Annotated in this window: 22 protein-coding genes and 3 tRNA genes; 10 read left to right on the top strand and 15 right to left on the bottom strand. The window is 71.3% G+C overall.

The features are described 5' to 3' along the window. The first annotated feature begins 10 nt into the window (after nt 1-10). A complete protein-coding gene (locus IW245_RS35895) occupies nt 11-244 on the top strand; it encodes an Lrp/AsnC ligand binding domain-containing protein (RefSeq protein ID WP_197007534.1) in 234 nt (77 codons plus the stop codon). An 88-nt stretch (nt 245-332) separates the two neighbouring features. Beyond that, nucleotides 333-824 (top strand): DUF3515 family protein, encoded by a 492-nt coding sequence (locus tag IW245_RS35890; RefSeq protein WP_197007533.1) that lies wholly within the window; start codon nt 333-335, stop codon nt 822-824. Here IW245_RS35890 and IW245_RS35885 read toward each other — a convergent pair. Genes IW245_RS35885 through IW245_RS35870 form a run of 4 tightly spaced genes read right to left on the bottom strand, consistent with a single transcriptional unit; the run spans nt 821 to nt 4732 of the window. Beyond that, on the bottom strand, nt 821-1915 hold the full coding sequence (locus IW245_RS35885; protein WP_197007532.1) for a D-alanine--D-alanine ligase family protein: 1095 nt from the start codon (nt 1913-1915) through the stop codon (nt 821-823). The two genes, IW245_RS35890 and IW245_RS35885, sit on opposite strands and share 4 nt — an antisense overlap. Before the next feature lie 11 nt (nt 1916-1926). Next, on the bottom strand, nt 1927-3027 hold the full coding sequence (locus tag IW245_RS35880) for a cystathionine gamma-lyase (protein ID WP_197008859.1): 1101 nt from the start codon (nt 3025-3027) through the stop codon (nt 1927-1929). Nucleotides 3028-3032: 5 nt separating this feature from the next. Then, entirely contained in the window at nt 3033-4010 is a 978-nt protein-coding gene (locus IW245_RS35875) for an NAD(P)H-dependent glycerol-3-phosphate dehydrogenase (protein ID WP_197007531.1), read from the bottom strand. An 11-nt stretch (nt 4011-4021) separates the two neighbouring features. Then, nucleotides 4022-4732, bottom strand: a complete 711-nt coding sequence (locus tag IW245_RS35870; protein ID WP_197007530.1) for a lysophospholipid acyltransferase family protein — start codon at nt 4730-4732, stop codon at nt 4022-4024. A gap of 82 nt (nt 4733-4814) precedes the next feature. Between IW245_RS35870 and cofC the strand changes: the two genes are divergently transcribed. From cofC to IW245_RS35855, 3 genes are read left to right on the top strand one after another with little or no spacing between them, the layout of a single operon-like run. Next, a complete protein-coding gene (gene cofC, locus IW245_RS35865; RefSeq protein ID WP_197007529.1) occupies nt 4815-5459 on the top strand; it encodes a 2-phospho-L-lactate guanylyltransferase in 645 nt (214 codons plus the stop codon). A gap of 40 nt (nt 5460-5499) precedes the next feature. Further along, on the top strand, nt 5500-5697 hold the full coding sequence (locus IW245_RS35860; RefSeq protein WP_197007528.1) for a cold-shock protein: 198 nt from the start codon (nt 5500-5502) through the stop codon (nt 5695-5697). A gap of 18 nt (nt 5698-5715) precedes the next feature. Beyond that, nucleotides 5716-7749, top strand: a complete 2034-nt coding sequence (locus IW245_RS35855; RefSeq protein ID WP_197007527.1) for an RNA degradosome polyphosphate kinase — start codon at nt 5716-5718, stop codon at nt 7747-7749. Between the two features lie 73 nt (nt 7750-7822). Here IW245_RS35855 and IW245_RS35850 read toward each other — a convergent pair whose 3' ends face one another. From IW245_RS35850 to leuC, 3 genes are all read right to left on the bottom strand, one after another. After that, complete coding sequence (locus tag IW245_RS35850) at nt 7823-8437, bottom strand: HU family DNA-binding protein (protein ID WP_197007526.1); 615 nt, start codon at nt 8435-8437, stop codon at nt 7823-7825. Nucleotides 8438-8681: 244 nt separating this feature from the next. Next, nucleotides 8682-9272: a 3-isopropylmalate dehydratase small subunit gene (leuD, locus tag IW245_RS35845; protein WP_197007525.1), complete on the bottom strand. Its 591-nt coding sequence runs from the start codon at nt 9270-9272 to the stop codon at nt 8682-8684. After that, on the bottom strand, nt 9272-10657 hold the full coding sequence (leuC, locus tag IW245_RS35840; protein WP_197007524.1) for a 3-isopropylmalate dehydratase large subunit: 1386 nt from the start codon (nt 10655-10657) through the stop codon (nt 9272-9274). Before leuC ends, leuD begins: the two co-directional genes overlap by 1 nt. A gap of 64 nt (nt 10658-10721) precedes the next feature. On the opposite strand from leuC, the gene IW245_RS35835 reads away from it, so the two are divergent. Beyond that, on the top strand, nt 10722-11408 hold the full coding sequence (locus IW245_RS35835) for an IclR family transcriptional regulator (RefSeq protein WP_197008858.1): 687 nt from the start codon (nt 10722-10724) through the stop codon (nt 11406-11408). On the opposite strand, the gene IW245_RS35830 is transcribed toward IW245_RS35835, so the two are convergent. Both IW245_RS35830 and IW245_RS35825 read right to left on the bottom strand, forming a co-directional pair. Next, on the bottom strand, nt 11397-11867 hold the full coding sequence (locus tag IW245_RS35830; RefSeq protein WP_197007523.1) for a hypothetical protein: 471 nt from the start codon (nt 11865-11867) through the stop codon (nt 11397-11399). The two genes, IW245_RS35835 and IW245_RS35830, sit on opposite strands and share 12 nt — an antisense overlap. Before the next feature lie 13 nt (nt 11868-11880). Then, nucleotides 11881-12246: a VOC family protein gene (locus tag IW245_RS35825; RefSeq protein WP_197007522.1), complete on the bottom strand. Its 366-nt coding sequence runs from the start codon at nt 12244-12246 to the stop codon at nt 11881-11883. Between the two features lie 31 nt (nt 12247-12277). Between IW245_RS35825 and IW245_RS35820 the strand changes: the two genes are divergently transcribed. From IW245_RS35820 to IW245_RS35810, 3 genes are read left to right on the top strand one after another with little or no spacing between them, the layout of a single operon-like run. Continuing rightward, the gene (locus IW245_RS35820) at nt 12278-12709 is read left to right on the top strand and encodes a MarR family winged helix-turn-helix transcriptional regulator (RefSeq protein WP_197007521.1); all 432 of its coding nucleotides are present in this window, start codon (nt 12278-12280) and stop codon (nt 12707-12709) included. A 35-nt stretch (nt 12710-12744) separates the two neighbouring features. Continuing rightward, nucleotides 12745-12993, top strand: a complete 249-nt coding sequence (locus IW245_RS35815) for an SCO4226 family nickel-binding protein (RefSeq protein ID WP_197007520.1) — start codon at nt 12745-12747, stop codon at nt 12991-12993. Between the two features lie 4 nt (nt 12994-12997). Beyond that, nucleotides 12998-14128, top strand: coding sequence for a sulfite oxidase (locus tag IW245_RS35810; RefSeq protein WP_197007519.1), 1131 nt, complete (start codon nt 12998-13000; stop codon nt 14126-14128). Nucleotides 14129-14336: 208 nt separating this feature from the next. Here the strand turns inward: IW245_RS35810 and IW245_RS35805 are convergent. The 6 genes from IW245_RS35805 to IW245_RS35780 form a co-directional block, all read right to left on the bottom strand. Next, nucleotides 14337-14409: transfer RNA gene (locus tag IW245_RS35805), tRNA-Glu, on the bottom strand. A gap of 28 nt (nt 14410-14437) precedes the next feature. Next, nucleotides 14438-14510 (bottom strand) — tRNA-Glu (locus tag IW245_RS35800). A 21-nt stretch (nt 14511-14531) separates the two neighbouring features. Continuing rightward, nucleotides 14532-14603, bottom strand: a tRNA-Gln gene (locus IW245_RS35795). 27 nt (nt 14604-14630) lie between these two features. After that, nucleotides 14631-15395: an HAD family hydrolase gene (locus IW245_RS35790; RefSeq protein ID WP_197007518.1), complete on the bottom strand. Its 765-nt coding sequence runs from the start codon at nt 15393-15395 to the stop codon at nt 14631-14633. Further along, on the bottom strand, nt 15392-16822 hold the full coding sequence (gltX, locus tag IW245_RS35785) for a glutamate--tRNA ligase (RefSeq protein ID WP_197007517.1): 1431 nt from the start codon (nt 16820-16822) through the stop codon (nt 15392-15394). Before gltX ends, IW245_RS35790 begins: the two co-directional genes overlap by 4 nt. Next, the gene (locus IW245_RS35780; RefSeq protein ID WP_197007516.1) at nt 16815-17588 is read right to left on the bottom strand and encodes a fumarylacetoacetate hydrolase family protein; all 774 of its coding nucleotides are present in this window, start codon (nt 17586-17588) and stop codon (nt 16815-16817) included. The genes gltX and IW245_RS35780 overlap by 8 nt, the downstream gene beginning before the upstream one ends. Before the next feature lie 341 nt (nt 17589-17929). Here IW245_RS35780 and IW245_RS35775 point away from each other — a divergent pair, with 341 nt between their 5' ends. Then, nucleotides 17930-18664 (top strand): endonuclease domain-containing protein, encoded by a 735-nt coding sequence (locus IW245_RS35775; protein WP_197007515.1) that lies wholly within the window; start codon nt 17930-17932, stop codon nt 18662-18664. Nucleotides 18665-18741: the final 77 nt, after the last annotated feature.

Here is an 18741-nt window from a genome sequence, read left to right as displayed (position 1 = left end):
GAGTCGTGTCGTGGTCCAGGCGTACATCCTGATCCAGACCGAAGTGGGCAAGGCGAGGGACGTGGCCGCCGCGATCGTGGACGTCCCCGGCGTCGCGAAGGTGGACGCCGTCACCGGCCCGTATGACGTGGTGGTCCTCACAGAGGCCCAGACCGTGGACGAGTTGGGCAAGATGGTGGTGAGTAAGGTGCAGGCGGTCCCCGGGATCACCCGGACACTCACCTGTTCGGTGGTGCACCTGTAGGTCTCCGCCGGCCGCCCCCGAGGAGCCTGCCCTGTCCGATCCCGATCGGCGGGCCGCCGCGCGGACCGCCACCTTCGTCGCAGTCCCCGTGACCCTGGTCCTGGGCGTCGCCGCGCTGTGGTTCGTGAACACGAAGGCCGCGCCCGAGCCGACGCCGACGTCCACGGTCATGCCCAGCTCGGGCGTCACCGTGCCCGGCGCGGCGCTGGCCGAGGCCGACGTGCCGCGCTGCCGGGCGCTGGTCGCGGGCCTGCCGGACGTGCTCGGCGAGCTGCCCCGGCGGGCCGTGGTGGGCAACACGGAGCAGACGGCGGCGTACGGCTCGCCGGCCATCACCATGACCTGCGGCGGGCCTGCGACGACATTCCCGCCGACCGGCACGTTGTTCCCGATCAACGGCGTGTGCTGGTACGGGGAGCAGGCGGCCGACACCAACGTGTTCCGGACCGTGGACCGGGTGACGCCGGTGCGGGTGAGCATCCCGACGTCGTACCAGGGGCAGCTCATCGCCGGGTTCTCCTCCTCGGTGGCCGCCGCCGTGCCCGCCGTCGCGGAACCGCCGGCGGCCTGCAAGAACTAACGGAGCCCGGTGCCCTTCCGCAGCGCCGTGCGGATCAGCCGGGACACCAGCTTCGGGTACGGCAGCCCCGACGCCGCCCACATCTGCGGGAACTGCGAGATCGGCGTGAAGCCCGGCATCGTGTTGATCTCGTTGATGTAGACGTCGAGCTCAGGGGTGACGAAGAAGTCGACCCGGGCGAGGCCGGCGCAGTCCAGCGCGGTGAAGGCCCGCACGGCGTAGTCCTGCAGCTTCGCGGTGACCTCGGCGGGCAGGTGCGCCGGGAGGTCGTACTCGCAGGCGTCGTCGAGGTACTTCGTGTCGAAGTCGTACCAGCCCGACGCGCTGCGCACCATCCGGATCTCCGAGCACAGGCTGGCCTCGGGCGCCCCGCCGTGCTCGCCCTCCAGCACGCCGCACTCGACCTCACGGCCCACGATCGCGGCCTCGATGACCACCTTCGGGTCGGCGGCGCGGGCGTGCGCGATCGCGGCGTCCAGGTCGGCCCAGTCGGTGACCTTCGAGATGCCGATGCTGGAGCCGCCCCGGGCCGGCTTCACGAACACCGGCAGGCCCAGGCGCTCCTTGTCGGCCTCGTCGAACTCCTGGCCCGGCCTCAGCACGGTCCACGGGCCGATCGGAAGGCCGGCCGCGGCCAGCAGTTTGCGGGTGAACTCCTTGTCCATCCCGGCGGCGGAGGCGAAGACGCCCGCGCCCACGTACGGCACGCCGGCCATCTCCAGCAGGCCCTGGATGGTGCCGTCCTCGCCGTACGGGCCGTGCAGGAGGGGGAGGACCACGTCCACGTCCCCGAGGCCCGGCATGCCGGCGGTCGCGTCCAGCGCGACGACGGTGCCGCCGCCCCACAGCGCCACGGCGGAGCCGGAGCCCTCGGTGACCTCGGGAAGCGTGCGGCCCTCCAGCGCCAGGCCCGCGGGATCACCGGAAGTGAGCACCCAGTGCCCCTCGCGGGTGATGCCGATCGGCACGACCTCGAACTCGTCGGGGTCGAGCGCGGCGAACACACTGCCTGCGCTGACCGCCGAGATGGCGTGTTCCGTGCTCCGACCGCCGAAGACGACCGCGACCCTGATCTTCCGCGCGCTGTTCACGGAGAGTCAATCTACCCGGCAGCGCGGTCCAGAGCAGCCGCGAGGTCCGCGAGAAGATCGTCGACATCCTCACACCCGCACGACAGCCGCACGAGCCCCTCCGGCACGTTCTCGCCCCACTGGGCCCGCCGGTCGGCCGTGGTGTGCAGCCCGCCGAAGCTGGTGGCCGGGTGCACGAGCGCCGAGTGGGTCAGGAAAGCGCCCACATGGTCGGCCGAGGGCAGTTCGAAGGCCAGCACCCCCGGGATCCGCCGCATCTGGCGCAGCGCGACCGGGTCCGTGCCGGGCCACCGCAGGTTCGTCACCTCCGGCCGCTTCGCCAGCATCCCGTGTACCGCCGCGGCATTGGCGCTCTGCCGGCCCAGCCGCAGGTCCAGGGTGCCCAGCGACCGGTGCGCGAGCCAGGCCTCGAACGGCCCGGGCAGGCCGCCGGTGTGGCTGCGCCAGGACCGCAGGGTGGCCAGCAGGTCGGGGTCGTTGCTGGCCAGGTAGCCGAGCAGCAGGTCCGAGTGGCCGGTCAGCGCCTTGGTGCCGGACGCCACGACCAGGTCCGCGCCTAGGTCCAGCGGGCGCTGGCCGAGCGGGGTGGCCATCGTGTTGTCGACGGCGACCAGCGCGCCGGCGGCGTGCGCCCGCGCGGACAGGGCCGCGATGTCGCAGACGGCCATGCTCGGGTTCGCCGGGGTCTCCAGCACTGCGAGCCGGACGCCGGTGAAGTCGTGGTCGGCGTCGGTCAGGATCGCCCGGACCGCGATACCGCGCGGCACCAGGTCCCCGTCGGCGAAGAGCCGGACCCCGAAGTAGCCGTCGGCGGGCACCGTGACCGCGTCGCCGGGCCGGGTCAGGGCGAGCATCGCCGCGGACACGGCGGCCATCCCGTTGGCGAACACCAGGCAGCCGGCCGCGCCCTCCAGCTCCGCGATCGCCGCCTCCAGCCGGCCCAGGGTCGGGTTGCTCTCCCGGCCGTAGGCGTCGGGGGCGGCGTTCGGGCCGGCGACCGGGTCGAGGTGGTAGGGCCCCGCGAACACCGGGCCCGGCAGGAAGGGCTGGCCGGGCACTGGCTCTGGCAGGCCGGCGCGGACCGCGCGGGTCCCGTCGTGATAGTCCACGATGTCCCCTACTCCGGCTTGGTTTCCCGGCCCATCAGGGCCGCCAGGGCCTTGCGCGGGTCGACGCCCTCGTGGCAGACCTGCTCCACCTGTTCCGTGATGGGCATCTCGACCCCGCAGCCGCGCGCCAGATCCCGGATCGCCAGGCAGCTCTTCACACCCTCGACGGTCTGACGGGTACCGGCCTGGGCCTCCGCCAGCGTCGCGCCCCGCCCCAGCACCTCGCCGAACGCCCGGTTGCGGGCCTGCGGCGACGAGCAGCTGGCGAACAGGTCCCCGAGCCCGGCCAGGCCGGCGAACGTCATCGGGTCAGCGCCGAGCTTGGCGCCCAGCCGGGCGGTCTCGGCCAGCCCCCGGGTGATCAGCGTGGCCTTGGTGTTGTGGCCGAGCCCCATGCCGGTAGCGATGCCGTACGCCAGCGCGATCACGTTCTTCACCGCCCCGCCCAGCTCGCACCCGATCACATCCGTGCTGGTGTACGGCCGGAAGTACCCGTTGGCGACCGCGTCCTGGACCAGCTCGGCCCGGGCCGGGTCGGTGCACGCGATCACCGAGGCGGTCGGCTGCTCGGCGGCGATCTCCGGGGCCAGGTTGGGGCCGGTGAGCACACAGATCCGGTCCGGGGACACGGCACCGGCCTCGGCGATCACCTCGCTCATCCGCAGCCCGGTGCCCAGCTCGATGCCCTTGGCCAGGCTGACGATCGTGGCGGTCGGCGGGATCAGGTCCCGCCACGCGACCAGGTTCTCCCGCAGGGCCTGGGCCGGGGTCGCGAGGACGACGATCTCCGCACCGGCCAGGGCGGCCGCGGCGTCAGCGGTGGCCGTGATGGCGTGCGGCAGCGCGATACCGGGAAGATAGTCGGGATTGTCATGGAACTCGTTGATCCGGGCGACGAGTTCGGGCCGGCGGTGCCACAGGGTCACGTCGCTGCCGGCGTCGGCCAGGACCTTGGCGAACGTCGTGCCGAACGAACCGGCAGTCATGACAACAGTCTTCACGCGTGGCCGCCCTTGCTCTGAGGGGTGTACAACTCCGGGGCGCGTCCGCCACGGATGTCCTGCAGCAGATCCCGGATCGCGTACATGATCTCGTCCGTGACCTCCTGGAGCACGGTCGTCGTCAGCGGGGAGTCCTTCCACCGGCTCAGGTCCACCGGCGGGCCGGCCACGATCGCCACGTCGTTGCGGAGCCGCAGACCCACCTTCTTCGTGATCGGGTCGAACATCTTCTCCGGCCCCCACTGCGCCATCGGGATCACCGGCGCGCCCGTGGTCAGGGCCAGCCGGGCACAGCCCGTCTTGCCCCGCATCGGCCAGTGCTCCGGTTGCCGGGTGACCGTCCCTTCCGGGTAGAAGATGACGATCTCACCCCGGTCGAGGGCCGCCTCCGCCGCGGAGAGGGCCTTGGCGGCGTCGACCGTGCCCCGGTAGACGGGGATCTGGCCGACCGCCCGGATCCAGGGGCCGACGACGGGAAGCTTGAACAGGCTGGCCTTACCCAGGAACTGGGGCCAACGGCCGGCGTCGTAGACGTACTGGGCGAGGGCGAACGGGTCGGCGTGCGAGATGTGGTTCGCCGCGAGGATCGCCGGGCCGGACGCCGGGATGTGTCCCATCCCCCGGTAGTCCCGCCGGGTGAGCGCGAGCACCGACGGCTTGACCACACTCACAGCGAACCGTCGCCAGAACCCCAGCCTGCGGCCCATCCGCAACCTCCTCGTTTCCCTGTCTGCCTGCTGATCGTCCGCCATCACCGGTCAGCTGTCCATCTCGGGGTAGCCTGCCGGAGTGTCCCCGTGGTCGTTGATCATTCCGGTGAAGCGGGCCGTGCTCGGGAAGTCCCGGCTGCGCGGCGCGACCCCGGGAGCGCAGCACGAACGCCTGGCCCGGGCCCTGGCCCTCGACACCGTCGCCGCCGCCTTCGCCTGTCCGGCCGTCCGGCGGGTCCTCGTGGTCACCGACGACGAGGAGCTGCGCGCGGCGCTGCCGGCCGGGGTGCTCGTGACGGCGGACCCCGCCACGGCCGCCGGCCGGGACGGCCTGAACGCCGCGATCCGGCACGGCCAGGCGGTGCTGCGCGCCCACGAAACCGGGCGGATCGTCGCGCTGACCGCCGACCTGCCCGCGCTCCGGCCCGCCGACCTGACCGCCGCGCTCGCCGCCGCGCGGTGGCACCACCGCTGCCACGTGCCCGACGCGGCCGGGACCGGGACGACCCTGCTGGCCTCCGCCGGGGACCTGAGGCCGGCGTTCGGTCCCGGTTCGGCGGCCGCGCACGCCCGGTCCGGGGCAGTGGCGCTGGCCGGGGAGTGGCCGTCACTGCGCCTGGACGTGGACACCCCGGCCGATCTGGTGGCCGCCGTGGCGCTCGGGCTGGGCCGGCACACCAGCGACGCGATCGGCCGCCGTCGCGCGGAGCAGGTGTCGCCGTAACCATCGAATGGTCGTGATCTGGTACCGCTAGGGTTGCCCTATGCAGGGGACAGTCGCCACGTGGAACGCTGAAGACCACTCGGGCACGGTGCTGCTCGACAACGGCCAGGAGCTGGACTTTCCGGCGGAGGCCTTCGCCGCCTCCGGCCTGCGGCTTCTCCGATTGGGCCAGCGGATCCGACTGGACACCGACGAGCAAGGTCGTGTTTACCGGTTGGCCATCCCCACGATGCCTTGATCCGGCCATGATGATCGTGTGAACGCATCACCCGATCTGCCCGCTGACCGGTTCCTCAACCGCGAGCTCTCCTGGCTCGACTTCAACGCCCGGGTCCTCACCCTGGCCGAGGACCCCCGGCTGCCCCTGCTCGAACGCGTCAAGTTCCTGGCTATCTTCGCCAGCAACCTCGACGAGTTCTACATGGTCCGGGTGGCCGGCCTGAAGCGGCGGCTCACCATGGGCCTGACCATGCACAGCCCCGACGGCATGACGCATCGCGAGCAGCTCGAACAGGTCGCCGCCCGGGGCGGCAGCCTCGTCGCACGGCAGGGCAGGTGCCTCGCCGAGGACGTGCTGCCGGCGCTGGCCGCCGAGGACATCCACATCGTGACCTGGTCCGCGCTCGGCAAGGCCGACCAGGAGCGGCTGCGGGCCTATTTCCGGGACCAGGTGTTCCCGGTGCTGACCCCGCTGGCCGTGGACCCTGCGCACCCGTTCCCGTACATCTCCGGGCTGTCCTTGAACCTCGCGGTACTGGTCCAAGCCCCCGGTGACGGCCCGGAACGGTTCGCCCGGGTGAAGGTGCCCAACAACGTGCCCCGGTTCGTCACGGTCGGCCCTGGGCGGTACCTGCCGGTCGAGGAGCTGATCGGCGCGCACCTCGACCAGCTCTTCGACGGCATGACGGTCGTCGAGCAGGTGGTGTTCCGGGTGACCCGCAACGCCGACCTCGACGTCGACGAGGACCGCGACGAGGACCTGCTCCAGGCCCTGGAACGCGAGCTGGCCCGCCGCCGGTTCGGGCCCCCGGTCCGCCTGGAGATCGCCGCCGGCGTGTCCGACCACGTGCTGGAGCTGCTGATCCGCGAGCTCGACATGGACGCGCACGACGTGCTGCGGGTGCCGGGCCTGCTGGACCTGTCGGGGCTGTGGCAGGTCTACAACGCCACCGACCGGCCGGATCTGAAGGACCGGCCGTTCGTGCCGGCCACGCATCCGCAGTTCGCCGAGGGCGAGACGCCCAAGAGCGTGTTCGCGCAGCTGCGTGAGGGCGACATCCTGGTGCACCACCCGTACCACTCGTTCTCCACCAGTGTGCAACGGTTCATCGAGCAGGCGGCGGCGGACCCGGGCGTGCTGGCCATCAAGCAGACGCTGTACCGCACCTCGGGCGACTCCCCCATCGTGGACGCCCTCGTGGCGGCGGCCCAGGCCGGCAAGCAGGTCGTGGTGCTCGTCGAGATCAAGGCCCGGTTCGACGAGCAGGCCAACATCGGCTGGGCCCGCACCCTGGAGCGCGCCGGCTGCCACGTCGTCTACGGCCTGGTCGGGCTGAAGACGCACTGCAAGACGGCCCTCGTGGTCCGCCAGGAGGGCGCGGTCCTGCGCCGGTACTGCCACGTGGGCACCGGCAACTACCACCCGAAGACCGCGCGCCTGTACGAGGACTTCGGCCTGTTCACCGCCGATCCCGAGGTCGGCGCCGACCTGACGGACCTGTTCAACCAGCTCACCGGCTACTCCCGGCAGACCGGCTACCGCCGCCTCCTCGTCGCCCCGGTCCGGATGCGCCCCGGCATCCTCGAACGGATCGAGGCGCAGGCGGCGCTGGGCTCCGAGGGCCTGATCCAGTTCAAGACGAACTCGATCGTGGACGAGCAGATCATCGACGCGCTCTACCGGGCCAGCCAGGCGGGGGTCACCATCGACCTCATCATCCGGGGCATCTGCGCGCTGCGGCCCGGGGTGCCGGGGCTGTCCGAGACCATCCGGGTGCGCTCGCTGCTGGGCCGGTTCCTGGAACACTCGCGGGTGTACCGGTTCGGCCGCACGGACCCGGAGTACTGGATCGGCTCGGCCGACCTGATGCACCGCAACCTCGACCGCCGGGTGGAGGCCCTGGTCCGGGTCACCGGGGACGCCTCGAAGCAGGCCCTGGAGCTGGCGCTGGACCTGTCGATGGCCGACGACGTGTCGACGTTCGAGCTGGACGGCAAGGGGATGTGGAGCCGCCGGGCCGCCGAGGGCCCGAACCCGCAGGAGGAACTTCTCCGCCGGATGAACGCCTAGACACACGACAGGGCACCCGCCTCCATCCCCCAGGCGGGTGCCCTTATCAGCGTTCGTGCGGGGCGCTGTCGTACTACTTCTTGGCGGCCTTCTTGGCCGGGGCCTTCTTCGCGACGGCGGCCTTCTTCGCCGGAGCCGCCTTGGTGACAGCCGCCTTCTTGGCCGGCGCGGCCTTGGCGGCGACGGTCTTCTTGGCCGGCGCGGTCTTGGTCGCGGCCTTCTTGGCCGGGGCGGTCTTCGCCGCGGCGGCCTTCTTCGCCGGAGCCGCCTTGGTGACAGCCGCCTTCTTGGCCGGCGCGGCCTTGGTGACAGCGGCCTTCTTCGCCGGGGCCGCCTTGGCCGCCGTGGTGGTGGCGGCCTTCTTCGCCGGAGCGGCCTTGGCGGCGGCCTTGGCCGGGGTCGCCTTCGGCGCCTTGCCCGCGGCCACCAGCTCCTTGAAGCTGGCGCCGGCCCGGAACGCCGGCACGTTGGTCTTCTTCACCTTCACGGCCTCGCCGGTCCGCGGGTTCCGCGCGGTGCGCGCGCCCCGGGTCCGCTTCTCGAAGACCCCGAAGCCGGTGAGCGAAACCTTGTCGCCCTTGGTCACCGCGTTCTGGATCTCAGCCAGCACCGCGTCGAGTGCCGCAGTCGCCGACTTCTTGTCCCCCAGCCGAACGGCCAGTGCCTCGATGAGCTCCGCCTTGTTCACGTATCCCCCTCAGAAGTTGCAGTGTGGTTCACACTGTTGTCATTCTGCGCGCACGTTAGGCCGGTTTGAGGCTAGATACAAATACCGATCGTAAGAGAATTGTTGTGTCGCAAGGATTTCCAACGCCCCCCGATAGTGGTAGTGGACGCGGAAACCGTTGGCACATAAGGAATCCCGAGCATAAAGGAGCCGGTCGACGCCTCGCATCGGCCGGCCCCGTCCGCGTGGCGGACCTCACCCTCTTCTACCTGGTGGAAGGCAGCCAGGCGGCCCTCGTTGCCTCGTACGCGCCGATCGCGTCGACGTTGCGGAGGGTCAGTCCGATGTCGTCCAAACCCTCCAGCAACCGCCATCGGCTGAACTCATCGAGCGGGAACGGCCGGACCCGGTCTGCGTAGCGCACCTCGCGGGCGACGACGTCGACGGTCACCTCCAGCGTCGAGTCCTCCTCGACCAGCTGCCACAGGTCGTCGATGACCGGCTGGCTCAACTCGACCGGCAGCAGCCCGCCCTTGAGCGCGTTGCCCCGGAAGATGTCCCCGAACCGGGGCGACAGCACGGCCTTGAAGCCGTAGTCCAACAGGGCCCAGACCGCGTGCTCCCGCGAGGAACCGGTGCCGAACTCCGGCCCGGCGACCAGCACGCTGGCCGCCTGGTAGCGCGGCTGGTTCAGCACGAAGTCCGGGTCGGCGGCCCGCCAGGCGGAGAACAGGCCGTCCTCGAAGCCGGTGCGGGTGACCCGCTTGAGGTACACCGCCGGGATGATCTGGTCCGTATCCACGTTGGAACGGCGCAGCGGGACGGCGGTACCGGTGTGCTCGGTGAACTTGTCCATCAACGGCTCACATCCACTGGGGCGGCCAGGCGGCCGACGATGGCGGTGGCGGCGGCGACCTGCGGGGACACCAGATGGGTACGCCCGCCCTTGCCCTGCCGGCCCTCGAAGTTGCGGTTGGAGGTGCTGGCCGCGCGCTCGCCCGGCTTCAGGGTGTCCGGGTTCATGCCCAGGCACATGGAGCAGCCGGCGAACCGCCACTCGGCCCCGGCGGCCGTGAACACCTCGTGCAGGCCCTCGGCCTCGGCCTCCAGGCGCACCCGCGCCGAGCCGGGCACGACGAGCATCCGCACCCCGTCGGCGACCTTGTGGCCGCGCAGCACATCGGCGGCGGCGCGCAGGTCCTCGAGCCTGCCGTTGGTGCAGGAGCCGACGAACACGACGTCCACGGCGATGTCCCGCAGCGGGGTACCGGCCGTCAGCCCCATGTACTCCAGCGCCTTGGCCGCCGCGACCGGGTCGTCGGTGTCGGCGGGCGCGGGCACGACCGAGCCGAGCGGCGCGCCCTGCCCCGGATTGGTGCCCCAGGTGACGAACGGGGTCACGGAGGAGGCGTCGATCGTTACAACCGTGTCGAAAACGGCGTCGGCGTCGGTCGGCAGGGTGCGCCAGTACGCGACGGCGGCGTCGAAGTCGGCGGGCGCGTGGGCCTTACCCCGCAGGTAGTCGAACGTCACGTCGTCCGGCGCGATCATGCCGGCCTTCGCGCCCCACTCGATGGACATGTTGCACACGGTCATCCGGCCCTCCATGGAGAGCGCCTCGATGGCCGGGCCCCGGTACTCCACGATGTGGCCGCGCCCGCCGCCCGTGCCCTCCTGGGCGATCAGGGCCAGGATCAGGTCCTTGGCCGTGACGCCGGGGCGCAACGAACCGGTCACGTTGACCGCCATGGTGCGCGGCGTGGACTGCTGCAGGGTCTGGGTCGCCATCACGTGCTCGACCTCGCTGGTGCCGATCCCGAACGCCAGGGCCCCGAACGCGCCGTGCGTGGCGGTGTGCGAGTCGCCGCACACGATCGTCATGCCCGGTTGGGTGAGCCCCAACTGGGGACCGATCACGTGCACGATGCCCTGTTCGGCGTCGCCCAGCGGGTGCAGCCGGACCCCGAACTCCGCGCAGTTCTTCCGCAGGGTCTCGATCTGGGTCCGCGACACCGGGTCGCTGATCTCGACGAGGTTGTCGGTCGGGGTGTTGTGGTCCTCCGTCGCGATCGTGAGGTCGGGACGGCGGACCGGACGGCCGGCGAGCCGGAGCCCGTCGAACGCCTGCGGACTGGTCACCTCGTGCAGCAGGTGCAGGTCGATATACAGCAGATCGGGCTCATCCGGGGCGCTGTGTACGACATGCGCGCCCCATACCTTCTCCGCGAGCGTGCGCCCCATGTTGGCTCCCACGATCTGGACTTCCCAAGGATTGGGAGGTATGTTTCGTCTCGTGGGACACAGTATCAGCGGGGTCGGCGTTCTCGATAAAGCCGTCCTAATCCTTGAGACGTCCGTGGACGGCGCGAGCCTGGCCGAGTTGGTCGAGCGCACGCAGCTGCCCCGGGCCACGGCGCACCGCCTCGCGCAGGCGCTCGAACAGCACCGCCTCCTGGTGCGCGACGCCCAGGGCCGGTGGCGACCGGGCCCCCGGCTCGGCGAGCTGGCCAACGAGGCGCCCGACGTTCTGCTCACGGCGGCCGAGCCGATCCTGGCGATGCTCCGCGACCAGACCGGGGAGAGCGCCCAGCTCTACCTGCGCCGGGCCGACGACCGGATCTGCGTGGCCGCCGCCGAGCGGTCCAGCGGGCTGCGGGACACCGTGCCGATCGGCGCGGTGCTGCCGATGACCGCCGGGTCCGCGGCCCAGATCCTGCTGGCCTGGGAGCCGCCGGAGGCCGTGCTGCCGCTGCTGCCCCGGGCCAAGTTCACGGCCCGGATCCTCGCGGAGGTGCGCAAACGGGGCTGGGCGTCCAGCGTCGCCGAGCGCGAGGCCGGGGTCGCGTCGGTGTCCTCGCCGGTCCGGGACCGCACCGGCCGGGTGATCGCGGCGGTCAGCGTGTCCGGGCCGATCGAGCGGTTGACCCGCCGGCCGGGCGAGCGGCACGCGATGGCCGTGGTCCGCGCGGGCCAGCGGCTGTCAGGGCTGTAGCCGCCCGGGTCTGTGCTCCCGCACCGCGGCCCGGATTCCGGCCGCCAGGTCGGGAAGAGCCTCCCGCGTGCCGAAATGCCAGTCCCATCGGGTACCGGCCGCCACGTCGACCTGGACGTGGTGGCCGATCCCGAAGGTGGTCTCCGCGCGCAGCCGGCCGTCCGCACGCAGCAGCACCGTGAGCGAGAATCCCGGGCCGGCCGCGAGCTCGACCGAGCCCTGCTCCGCGCGGGCCAGCTTCTCCAGCGCGGCGGCGAACCGGTTCAGATCGGGCCAGCGGACGAAACCCGTGCCCGACCGCAGCCGGACCTCGGGCACCGTGGCCGGGCCTTCGACGTCGACGTGCAGGTGCGCGTGCACCGGGTCGCCGCCCGGCTGCTCCATCCAGCTGCGCCCGCTGCCGGCGGCCACGGCCAGCCCGATCCCGTACGGGGGCTCGAAGAAGACGACGCGTCTCACGCACCGCAGTCTGTCAGTAGGACTGGAGCTCCACCAGGTTGCCGTCCGGGTCGCGCAGGCACGCCGACCGGATGCCCCAGCCGGGCCGGTCGGCCGCCGGGGCCACCACGGTCGCGCCGTGCCCGGCCAACTCCTCGACCCGGGCGTCCACGTCGTCGACGCGCAGCACCAGCATCATCCGGTCGGTGCCGGCCGGCGGCTCGGCGGACTCGACCATCCCGGCCAGCGCCGCGCGGCTGAGCAGCGCCAGCCCGGTGTCGTCGCCGATGTCGAAACTCGCGTACTGGCCCGGGACCAGCCGGGCGGCCGGGAGCCCCAGGCTCTCGGTGTAGAAGGACAGGCACTCGTCGAAACGGTTCACCAGCAGTCGTGGGTACATCGTTGGAGGGTACCAATGATTTAATGTTCCCATGGATAGCACCTCCCGCCTGTTGGCCCTCGCCCCGTACCTGCTGTCGAAGGTGGGCAAGGCCGGCCGCCGGGACCTCGCCGCGCGGCTCGTCGACCACGGCCTCGACCTGCGCCAGGTGGCCGTGCTCGCGGCGGTCGCCGACCTCGGGCCGTCCTCGCAGCGCGACCTAGGCACCCGGCTGGCCGTCGACCCCAGCGACATGGTCGGCGCGGTCGACGCCCTGGAGGCGGCCGGCCGGGTGGAGCGCCGCAGGGACCCGGCGGACCGCCGCCGGTACCTGGTCACCCTCACCCCGGCCGGCCGCGCCGCGCTGCGGGCCGCCACCCGCCACGCCGACGCGGTCACGGCCGACCTGCTCGCCCCGCTGGAACCGGACGAGCGGGACGTGCTGGTCAACCTCCTCCGCAAGGTCTTCGCCGGCCTAAAATGAGGGTCGCGGACCCCTCTCTCCGAGGAGGCTGGGCCATGTCCAAGTTCATGGATGTTCACACCGAGATGAAGGGCATCACCGCCGAGGCCCTGCGCGAGGCGCACGCGGCGGACCTGGCCATCCAGGCTGAGGAGGGCGTCGTCTTCGAGCAGGCGTGGGCCGACCCGGAATCCGGCCACGTGTTCTGTCTGTCCGAGGCTCCCAGCGCCGACGCGGTCCGGCGGATCCATGAACGCACCGGACACCCGGCGAACGAGATCCACCCCGTCCCCCTCATGGTCTGACGGCATGAAACTCGACGAGCGGACGGCCTACGCCCAGGTGAGCGCCCCCGCCCGCCTGGCAGGGCCCGGCGAGGGCATCTCAGCGGAGGAGCTGGCCCTCGCCGCCCGCAACCACGGCATGCCCCAGGAGGCGCTGCGCTACGACGTCACCCCGGTCGGCCTGCACTACCTCCTGACCCACTACGACATCCCCGCCATCGACCCGGCCGCCTGGCGGCTGGCGGTCTCCGGCGGGGTGCACCGCCCGCTGACCCTGGACCTGCACTCGCTGCGCGCCCTACCCGCGCGCACGGTCCGGGTGACGATGGAGTGCGCCGGCAACGGCCGGGCCCGCCTCGACCCCCGCCCGGTGAGCCAGCCGTGGTTGGTGGACGCGGTCGGCACGGCGGACTGGACCGGCGCGCCGCTCCGCGACCTGCTGGCCGTCACGGGCCTCGCGGAGGACGCCGTGGAGATCGTGTTCACGGGCGCCGACCACGGGGTGGAACGCGGCGTCGAACAGGACTACCAGCGCAGCCTGCCGATCGCCGAGGCCCTCGGCAGGGACGTCCTGTTGGCCTACGCGATGAACGGCGCCCCGCTCCCGCCCCAGCACGGTGCCCCGGTCCGCCTGATCGTCCCCGGCTGGTACGGAATGGCGCACGTGAAATGGCTCAAGGGCATCACGGTGACCGCCGAGCCGTTCACCGGCTACCAGCAGCAGACGGCCTACAACCTCCGCCAGCAGCCCGACGACCCGGGCGAACCGGTCACCCGGATCCGTCCCCGCGCCATGCTCATCCCGCCGGGCTTCCCGGACTTCCTGTCCCGCGCCAGAATCGTGCACCCGGGCCCGGTCCTGCTACGCGGCCGCGCGTGGTCGGGCGGCGCCCCGGTCAAGGGCGTCGCGGTCAGCACCGACGGCGGCACCCGCTGGGCCCCGGCCATCCTCGACGACCCGGACGGCCACCCGTGGGCCTGGCGCGGCTTCTCCTTCGCCTGGCGGGCCACCCCGGGCGAATATCTCCTCGCGGCGCACGCCACCGACGAGTCCGGCGCGACCCAGCCCACGACCCAGTCCTGGAACCGCGGCGGCTTCGCCAACAACGCGATCCACCTCACAAAGACAATCTGCGTCCCCGAGGAAAAACCCTGAGCGGCCATCAGTAACCGGGGAATGAACCGGTGAGGCAGGAATGTGACCACCCGCACAACCAGGCCAGCCCAACGGTGGGCGACCACTCACCGGCCCGGAGGGGTGTGGGTGGAGCGAAGCTCCCCCACCTCGCGCCCCGCAGGGGCGCAGACACAACGAAGGAGCCCCCTATTCGCGCAATCCGCGAATAGGGGGCTCCAATGCGACGTAGTCCCGAGGGGATTCGAACCCCCGCTACCGCCTTGAGAGGGCGGCGTCCTGGGCCGCTAGACGACGGGACCCCAGTTAGTGCTTTCGAACTTTCGTGCGTAGCCCCGAGGGGATTCGAACCCCCGCTACCGCCTTGAGAGGGCGGCGTCCTGGGCCGCTAGACGACGGGGCCAGGTGGTGCGAGGACATTTTGCTGGGGTACCAGGACTCGAACCTAGACTAATGGAACCAGAAACCATCGGGCTGCCAATTACCCCATACCCCATCGGTGCCCTCGCACCGGAGATGAACTCTACCCGACGCCCTCCGCCAGCTTCAAATCGGATCCCGGGTCGGTCAGACCGAGCAGGCCGGGCAGCTCCGCCAGAGTGGAGATCTGCCGTGCGAACCGGGGCAAACCGCAGGAACGGTCCAGCCACACCCCGGTCAGCCCGGCATCGGTCGCCCCCTGCGCGTCGAAGGGCAGGCTGTCGCCCACGTACACGGTCTCAGCAGCGGAAACGCCGAGCGCCGCGCATGTGGAGCCGAAGATGACGGGCGAGGGCTTCGCGGCGCCGTATGTGTCGCGGCCCACAGCGATCGCGAACCGGTCGGCGATGCCGGTCAGGGCCAGTTTGGTCCGGGTGTAGTCCACGTCGTTGTTGCTGATCACACCCAGGGTCAGCCCGGACAGCGCGTCCAGGCAGCCCGGGACGTCGTCGAACAGGGCCAGGTTGGCCTCGTAGTGCACGAGGTAGGCGGCGAACCAGGCGTCCGGGTCGCCGGGGCCCCGGCCACCGAGGGCGCGGCGCATGCCGAGGGCGCGGTGCCGGCGCTGGTCGGCGAAGGTGAGCTCGCCCGCGAGGTACCGGGGAAAGTGTTCCTGTTCGAGCCGGAACCACAACCCGGCCGCAGCGGGCAGGCGGGGCGACGGGACACCGAGCTCGGCGCAGTGGGCGATGATGCCCGCCCGCGCCGAGCTCTCGTAGTCCGTCAGCGTCTGGTCGACGTCAAAGAGGACGGCCGAGACGCGCCGGCCGGTGACGCCACCGGCCAGCGGGGTCGCACGCGAACTCACAGTGCCTTCCGGAGCCTCTCCAGGGTCGTCTCGCGGCCCAGCAGCTCCATCGACTCGTAGAGGGGCGGGGAGACGGTGCGGCCCGTCACGGCGACCCTCAGCGGCGCGAACGCCACCTTCGGCTTCAGGCCCAGGCCGTCGATCAGCGCGGCCTTGAGGGCCTCCTCGAGCGCCGCCGTGGTCCAGTCGACCTTTTCGAGTACGCCGATGGAGGCCTCCAGCACCGGCCGGGCCGCCTCGGTGAGCACCTTGGCCGCGTGCGCCTCGTCCGGGGCGAAGTCGTCGCCGGAGAACAGGAAGCCGAGCATGTCCCGGGCCTGGGCCAGGGTGGTGATCCGGGTCTGGATCAGCGGGGCCGCCGCCGCCACGAGGTCCGGGTCCGCCGACTCCGGCAGGAACGCCCGGATCCGGTCCGCGAAGTCCGCCGGGTCGAGCCGGCGCACGTGCTCGGCGTTGATGGCCTCGCACTTCTTCTCGTCGAACCGGGCCGCGCTGGAGTTCACGTTGTGCAGGTCGAACGCGCTGATCAGCTCGGCCATCGTGAAGATGTCACGGTCCGGGGCGATCGCCCAGCCCAGCAGGGCCAGGTAGTTGGCCAGGCCCTCGGGCAGGTAGCCGGCGTCGCGGTAGGCGAAGAAGTTCGACCGGGGGTCGCGCTTGGACAGCTTCTTGTTGCCCTCGCCGGTGACCAGCGGCAGGTGCGCGTACTCCGGCACCTGCTCCGCGATGCCCAGCGCCATCATCGCCTTGAACAGCACGATCTGGCGCGGCGTGGACGACAGCAGGTCCTCGCCCCGGGAGATCATGGTGATCCGCATCATGGCGTCGTCGACCGGGTTGGTCAGGGTGTACAGCGGCTGGCCGTTGCCCCGGACGATCACGTAGTCGGGCACGCTGCCGGCCTTGAAGGTGACCTCGCCGCGCACGGCGTCCACCCAGGTGACGTCCTCGTCGGGCATCCGGATCCGCAGCACGGCCTCGCGGCCCTCCGCCTTGAACGCCGCGACCTGCTCGGCCGTCAGGTTCCGGTCGAAGCCGTCGTAGCCGAGCTTCGGGTCGCGGCCCAGCGCCTTGTGGCGGGCCTCGATCTCCTCGGGGGTGGAGTACGACTCGTAGGCGTAGCCGGCCTCGAAGAGCTTGGCCGCGACGTCGCGGTAGATCTCGGAGCGCTCCGACTGCCGGTACGGGCCGTAGGGGCCGCCCAGGTCCGGGCCCTCGTCGTAGTCCAGACCGAGCCAGCTCATCGCGTCGAGCAGCATCTGGTACGACTCGTCGGAGTCGCGCGCAGCGTCGGTGTCCTCGATCCGGAAGACGAGCTTGCCGCCGTGGTGCCGGGCGTGCGCCCAGTTGTAGAGGGCGGTGCGCATGAGCCCCACGTGCGGGGTGCCCGTCGGCGAGGGACTGAACCGGAGCCGGAGATCAGACAAGTTCCACAACCTTGTTCGTGAGGGCGCCCAGGCCCTCGATGGAGACAGTCACGGAGTCGCCGGCGTTGAGCTCGCTCACCCCGGCGGGGGTACCGGTGAGGATCACGTCACCGGGCAGCAGGGTCATCACGTGTGAGACATAGGAGACCAGAGTCGGCACGTCGAACACCATGTCTTTTGTCCGGCCCAGCTGGCGGACCTCCTCGTTGACCTCGCAGCGCACCTCGAGGTCGCGCCAGTCCAGTTCCGTCTCGATCCACGGCCCGAACGGGCAGAACGAGTCGAACCCCTTGGCCCTCGTGAACTGGACGTCCTTCTTCTGCAGGTCACGGGCGGTGACGTCGTTGGCGATCGAGTACCCGAAAATGGCCTTTTCCGCTTCCGCCCGGTCGACCCGGCGCGCGCCGGGCAGCCCGATCACGATCGCCAGCTCGGCCTCGTGCTCCACCTGCTGGGACTGCGGCGGCAGGGAGATCGCGTCGTTCGGGCCGATGATCGTGGTCGACGGCTTGAGGAACAGCAACGGCTCCGCCGGCACCTCGCCGCCCATCTCCTTGGCGTGGTCGGCATAGTTGCGGCCCACGCACACGATCTTGCTGGGCAGCATCGGGGCGAGCAGTCGCACGTCGGCGAGCGCCCACCGCTGACCGGTGAACGTGAGCCGACCGAACGGGTGCCCGTCCAGCTCGGCGATGGTGGGCGACTGGTCGCCTTCCACCACCCCGAACGACATGCCACCCGCATGGGCAAACCGGGCAATACGCACTGTGATAAGTCCCTTGGCCAGAGCAGATTCGGTACCCCAGAATCTATCTCTCCTGCCCACACCCCCTCCCTTCTCCCCTCCCCACCTCCCCTTCCGGTGATCAACTACACGCTCTTGCACCCCGGACGGCCGTATTTCCCGCAAGTACGTGTAGTTGATCAACCAGACCAGAGGGATGGACCGGGGGAAGTAGCTTGTCTTGTGTGGACGAATGGGTGACGCGGCGGGGGGCATTGGCACGCGGGGTGAGCGCCGGTCGGTTGCGAGGTCGGCGGTGGGAGCGGCCCTTCCGGAATCTGTACCGGCCGACGGAGCCCGCCCGGGTCGGGCGGGTCGGGCAGATGCGGCAGATCAGGGCGGCGCTGCGGGTTCTGCCGGCCCGAACGGTGCTCAGCCATGAGACCGCAGCCCTCGTGCACCTGCTCCCGAACGCGTTCGGGGTCGACCCTGTCGCCCCGGTGCACGTCACCCTGCGGCAGGGCCGGGCTCGCAGCCGAGTAAAGCTCATCGTGCACACGGCTGTCCTCTTGGCGGATGAAGTACACGAAAGGGTCGGGCTGCCGGTCACCTCACCGGCCCGGACCTGGCTGGACCTGGCCGGCCTCCAGAGCCCGCGCGACCACCTGGCGCTCACGGACGCGCTGCTGGCCAGCCGGGAGGTCACGCACGAGGAGCTGGCAGAGCTGCTCGAAAGATCGGCCGGCCGCCGGGGCGTGCTGACCGCCCGCACGTCTCTGGCCCTCGCAGACCCGCTCGCACAGTCCCCCTTCGAGAGTTACACCCGGTTGATCATGATCGACGCCGGGCTGCGGCCGGTCGCCCAGCACGAGGTCCGGGTCGACGGCGCGCGCTACCTCCTCGATCTGGCGCTCCTCGAGTCCCGGGTGGGCGTCGAGTTCGACGGCCGGGTGCACGCGGGCCAGACCATCCCGGACCTTCGCCGGCAGAACGCACTGCACCGGGCCGGCTGGGTGCTGCTCCGCTACACCGGCCGCGACCTGCTCGCCCGCCCCGGCATGGTCCGCACAGAGATCCTCGCCACCCACTCCCACCGCCTCCCCTCCAAACTCCGGTGATCAACTACACGGTGTTGTAGGTTTCGAGGCTGGGAAACCAGCAACACCGTGTAGTTGATCACCGGGGGTCGGGAGTC

Source organism: Longispora fulva, assembly GCF_015751905.1.
Lineage (GTDB): Bacteria > Actinomycetota > Actinomycetes > Mycobacteriales > Micromonosporaceae > Longispora > Longispora fulva.
The sequence above is the reverse complement of the archived record's forward strand: the minus strand, read 5'-3'. Positions and strand labels throughout refer to the sequence as shown.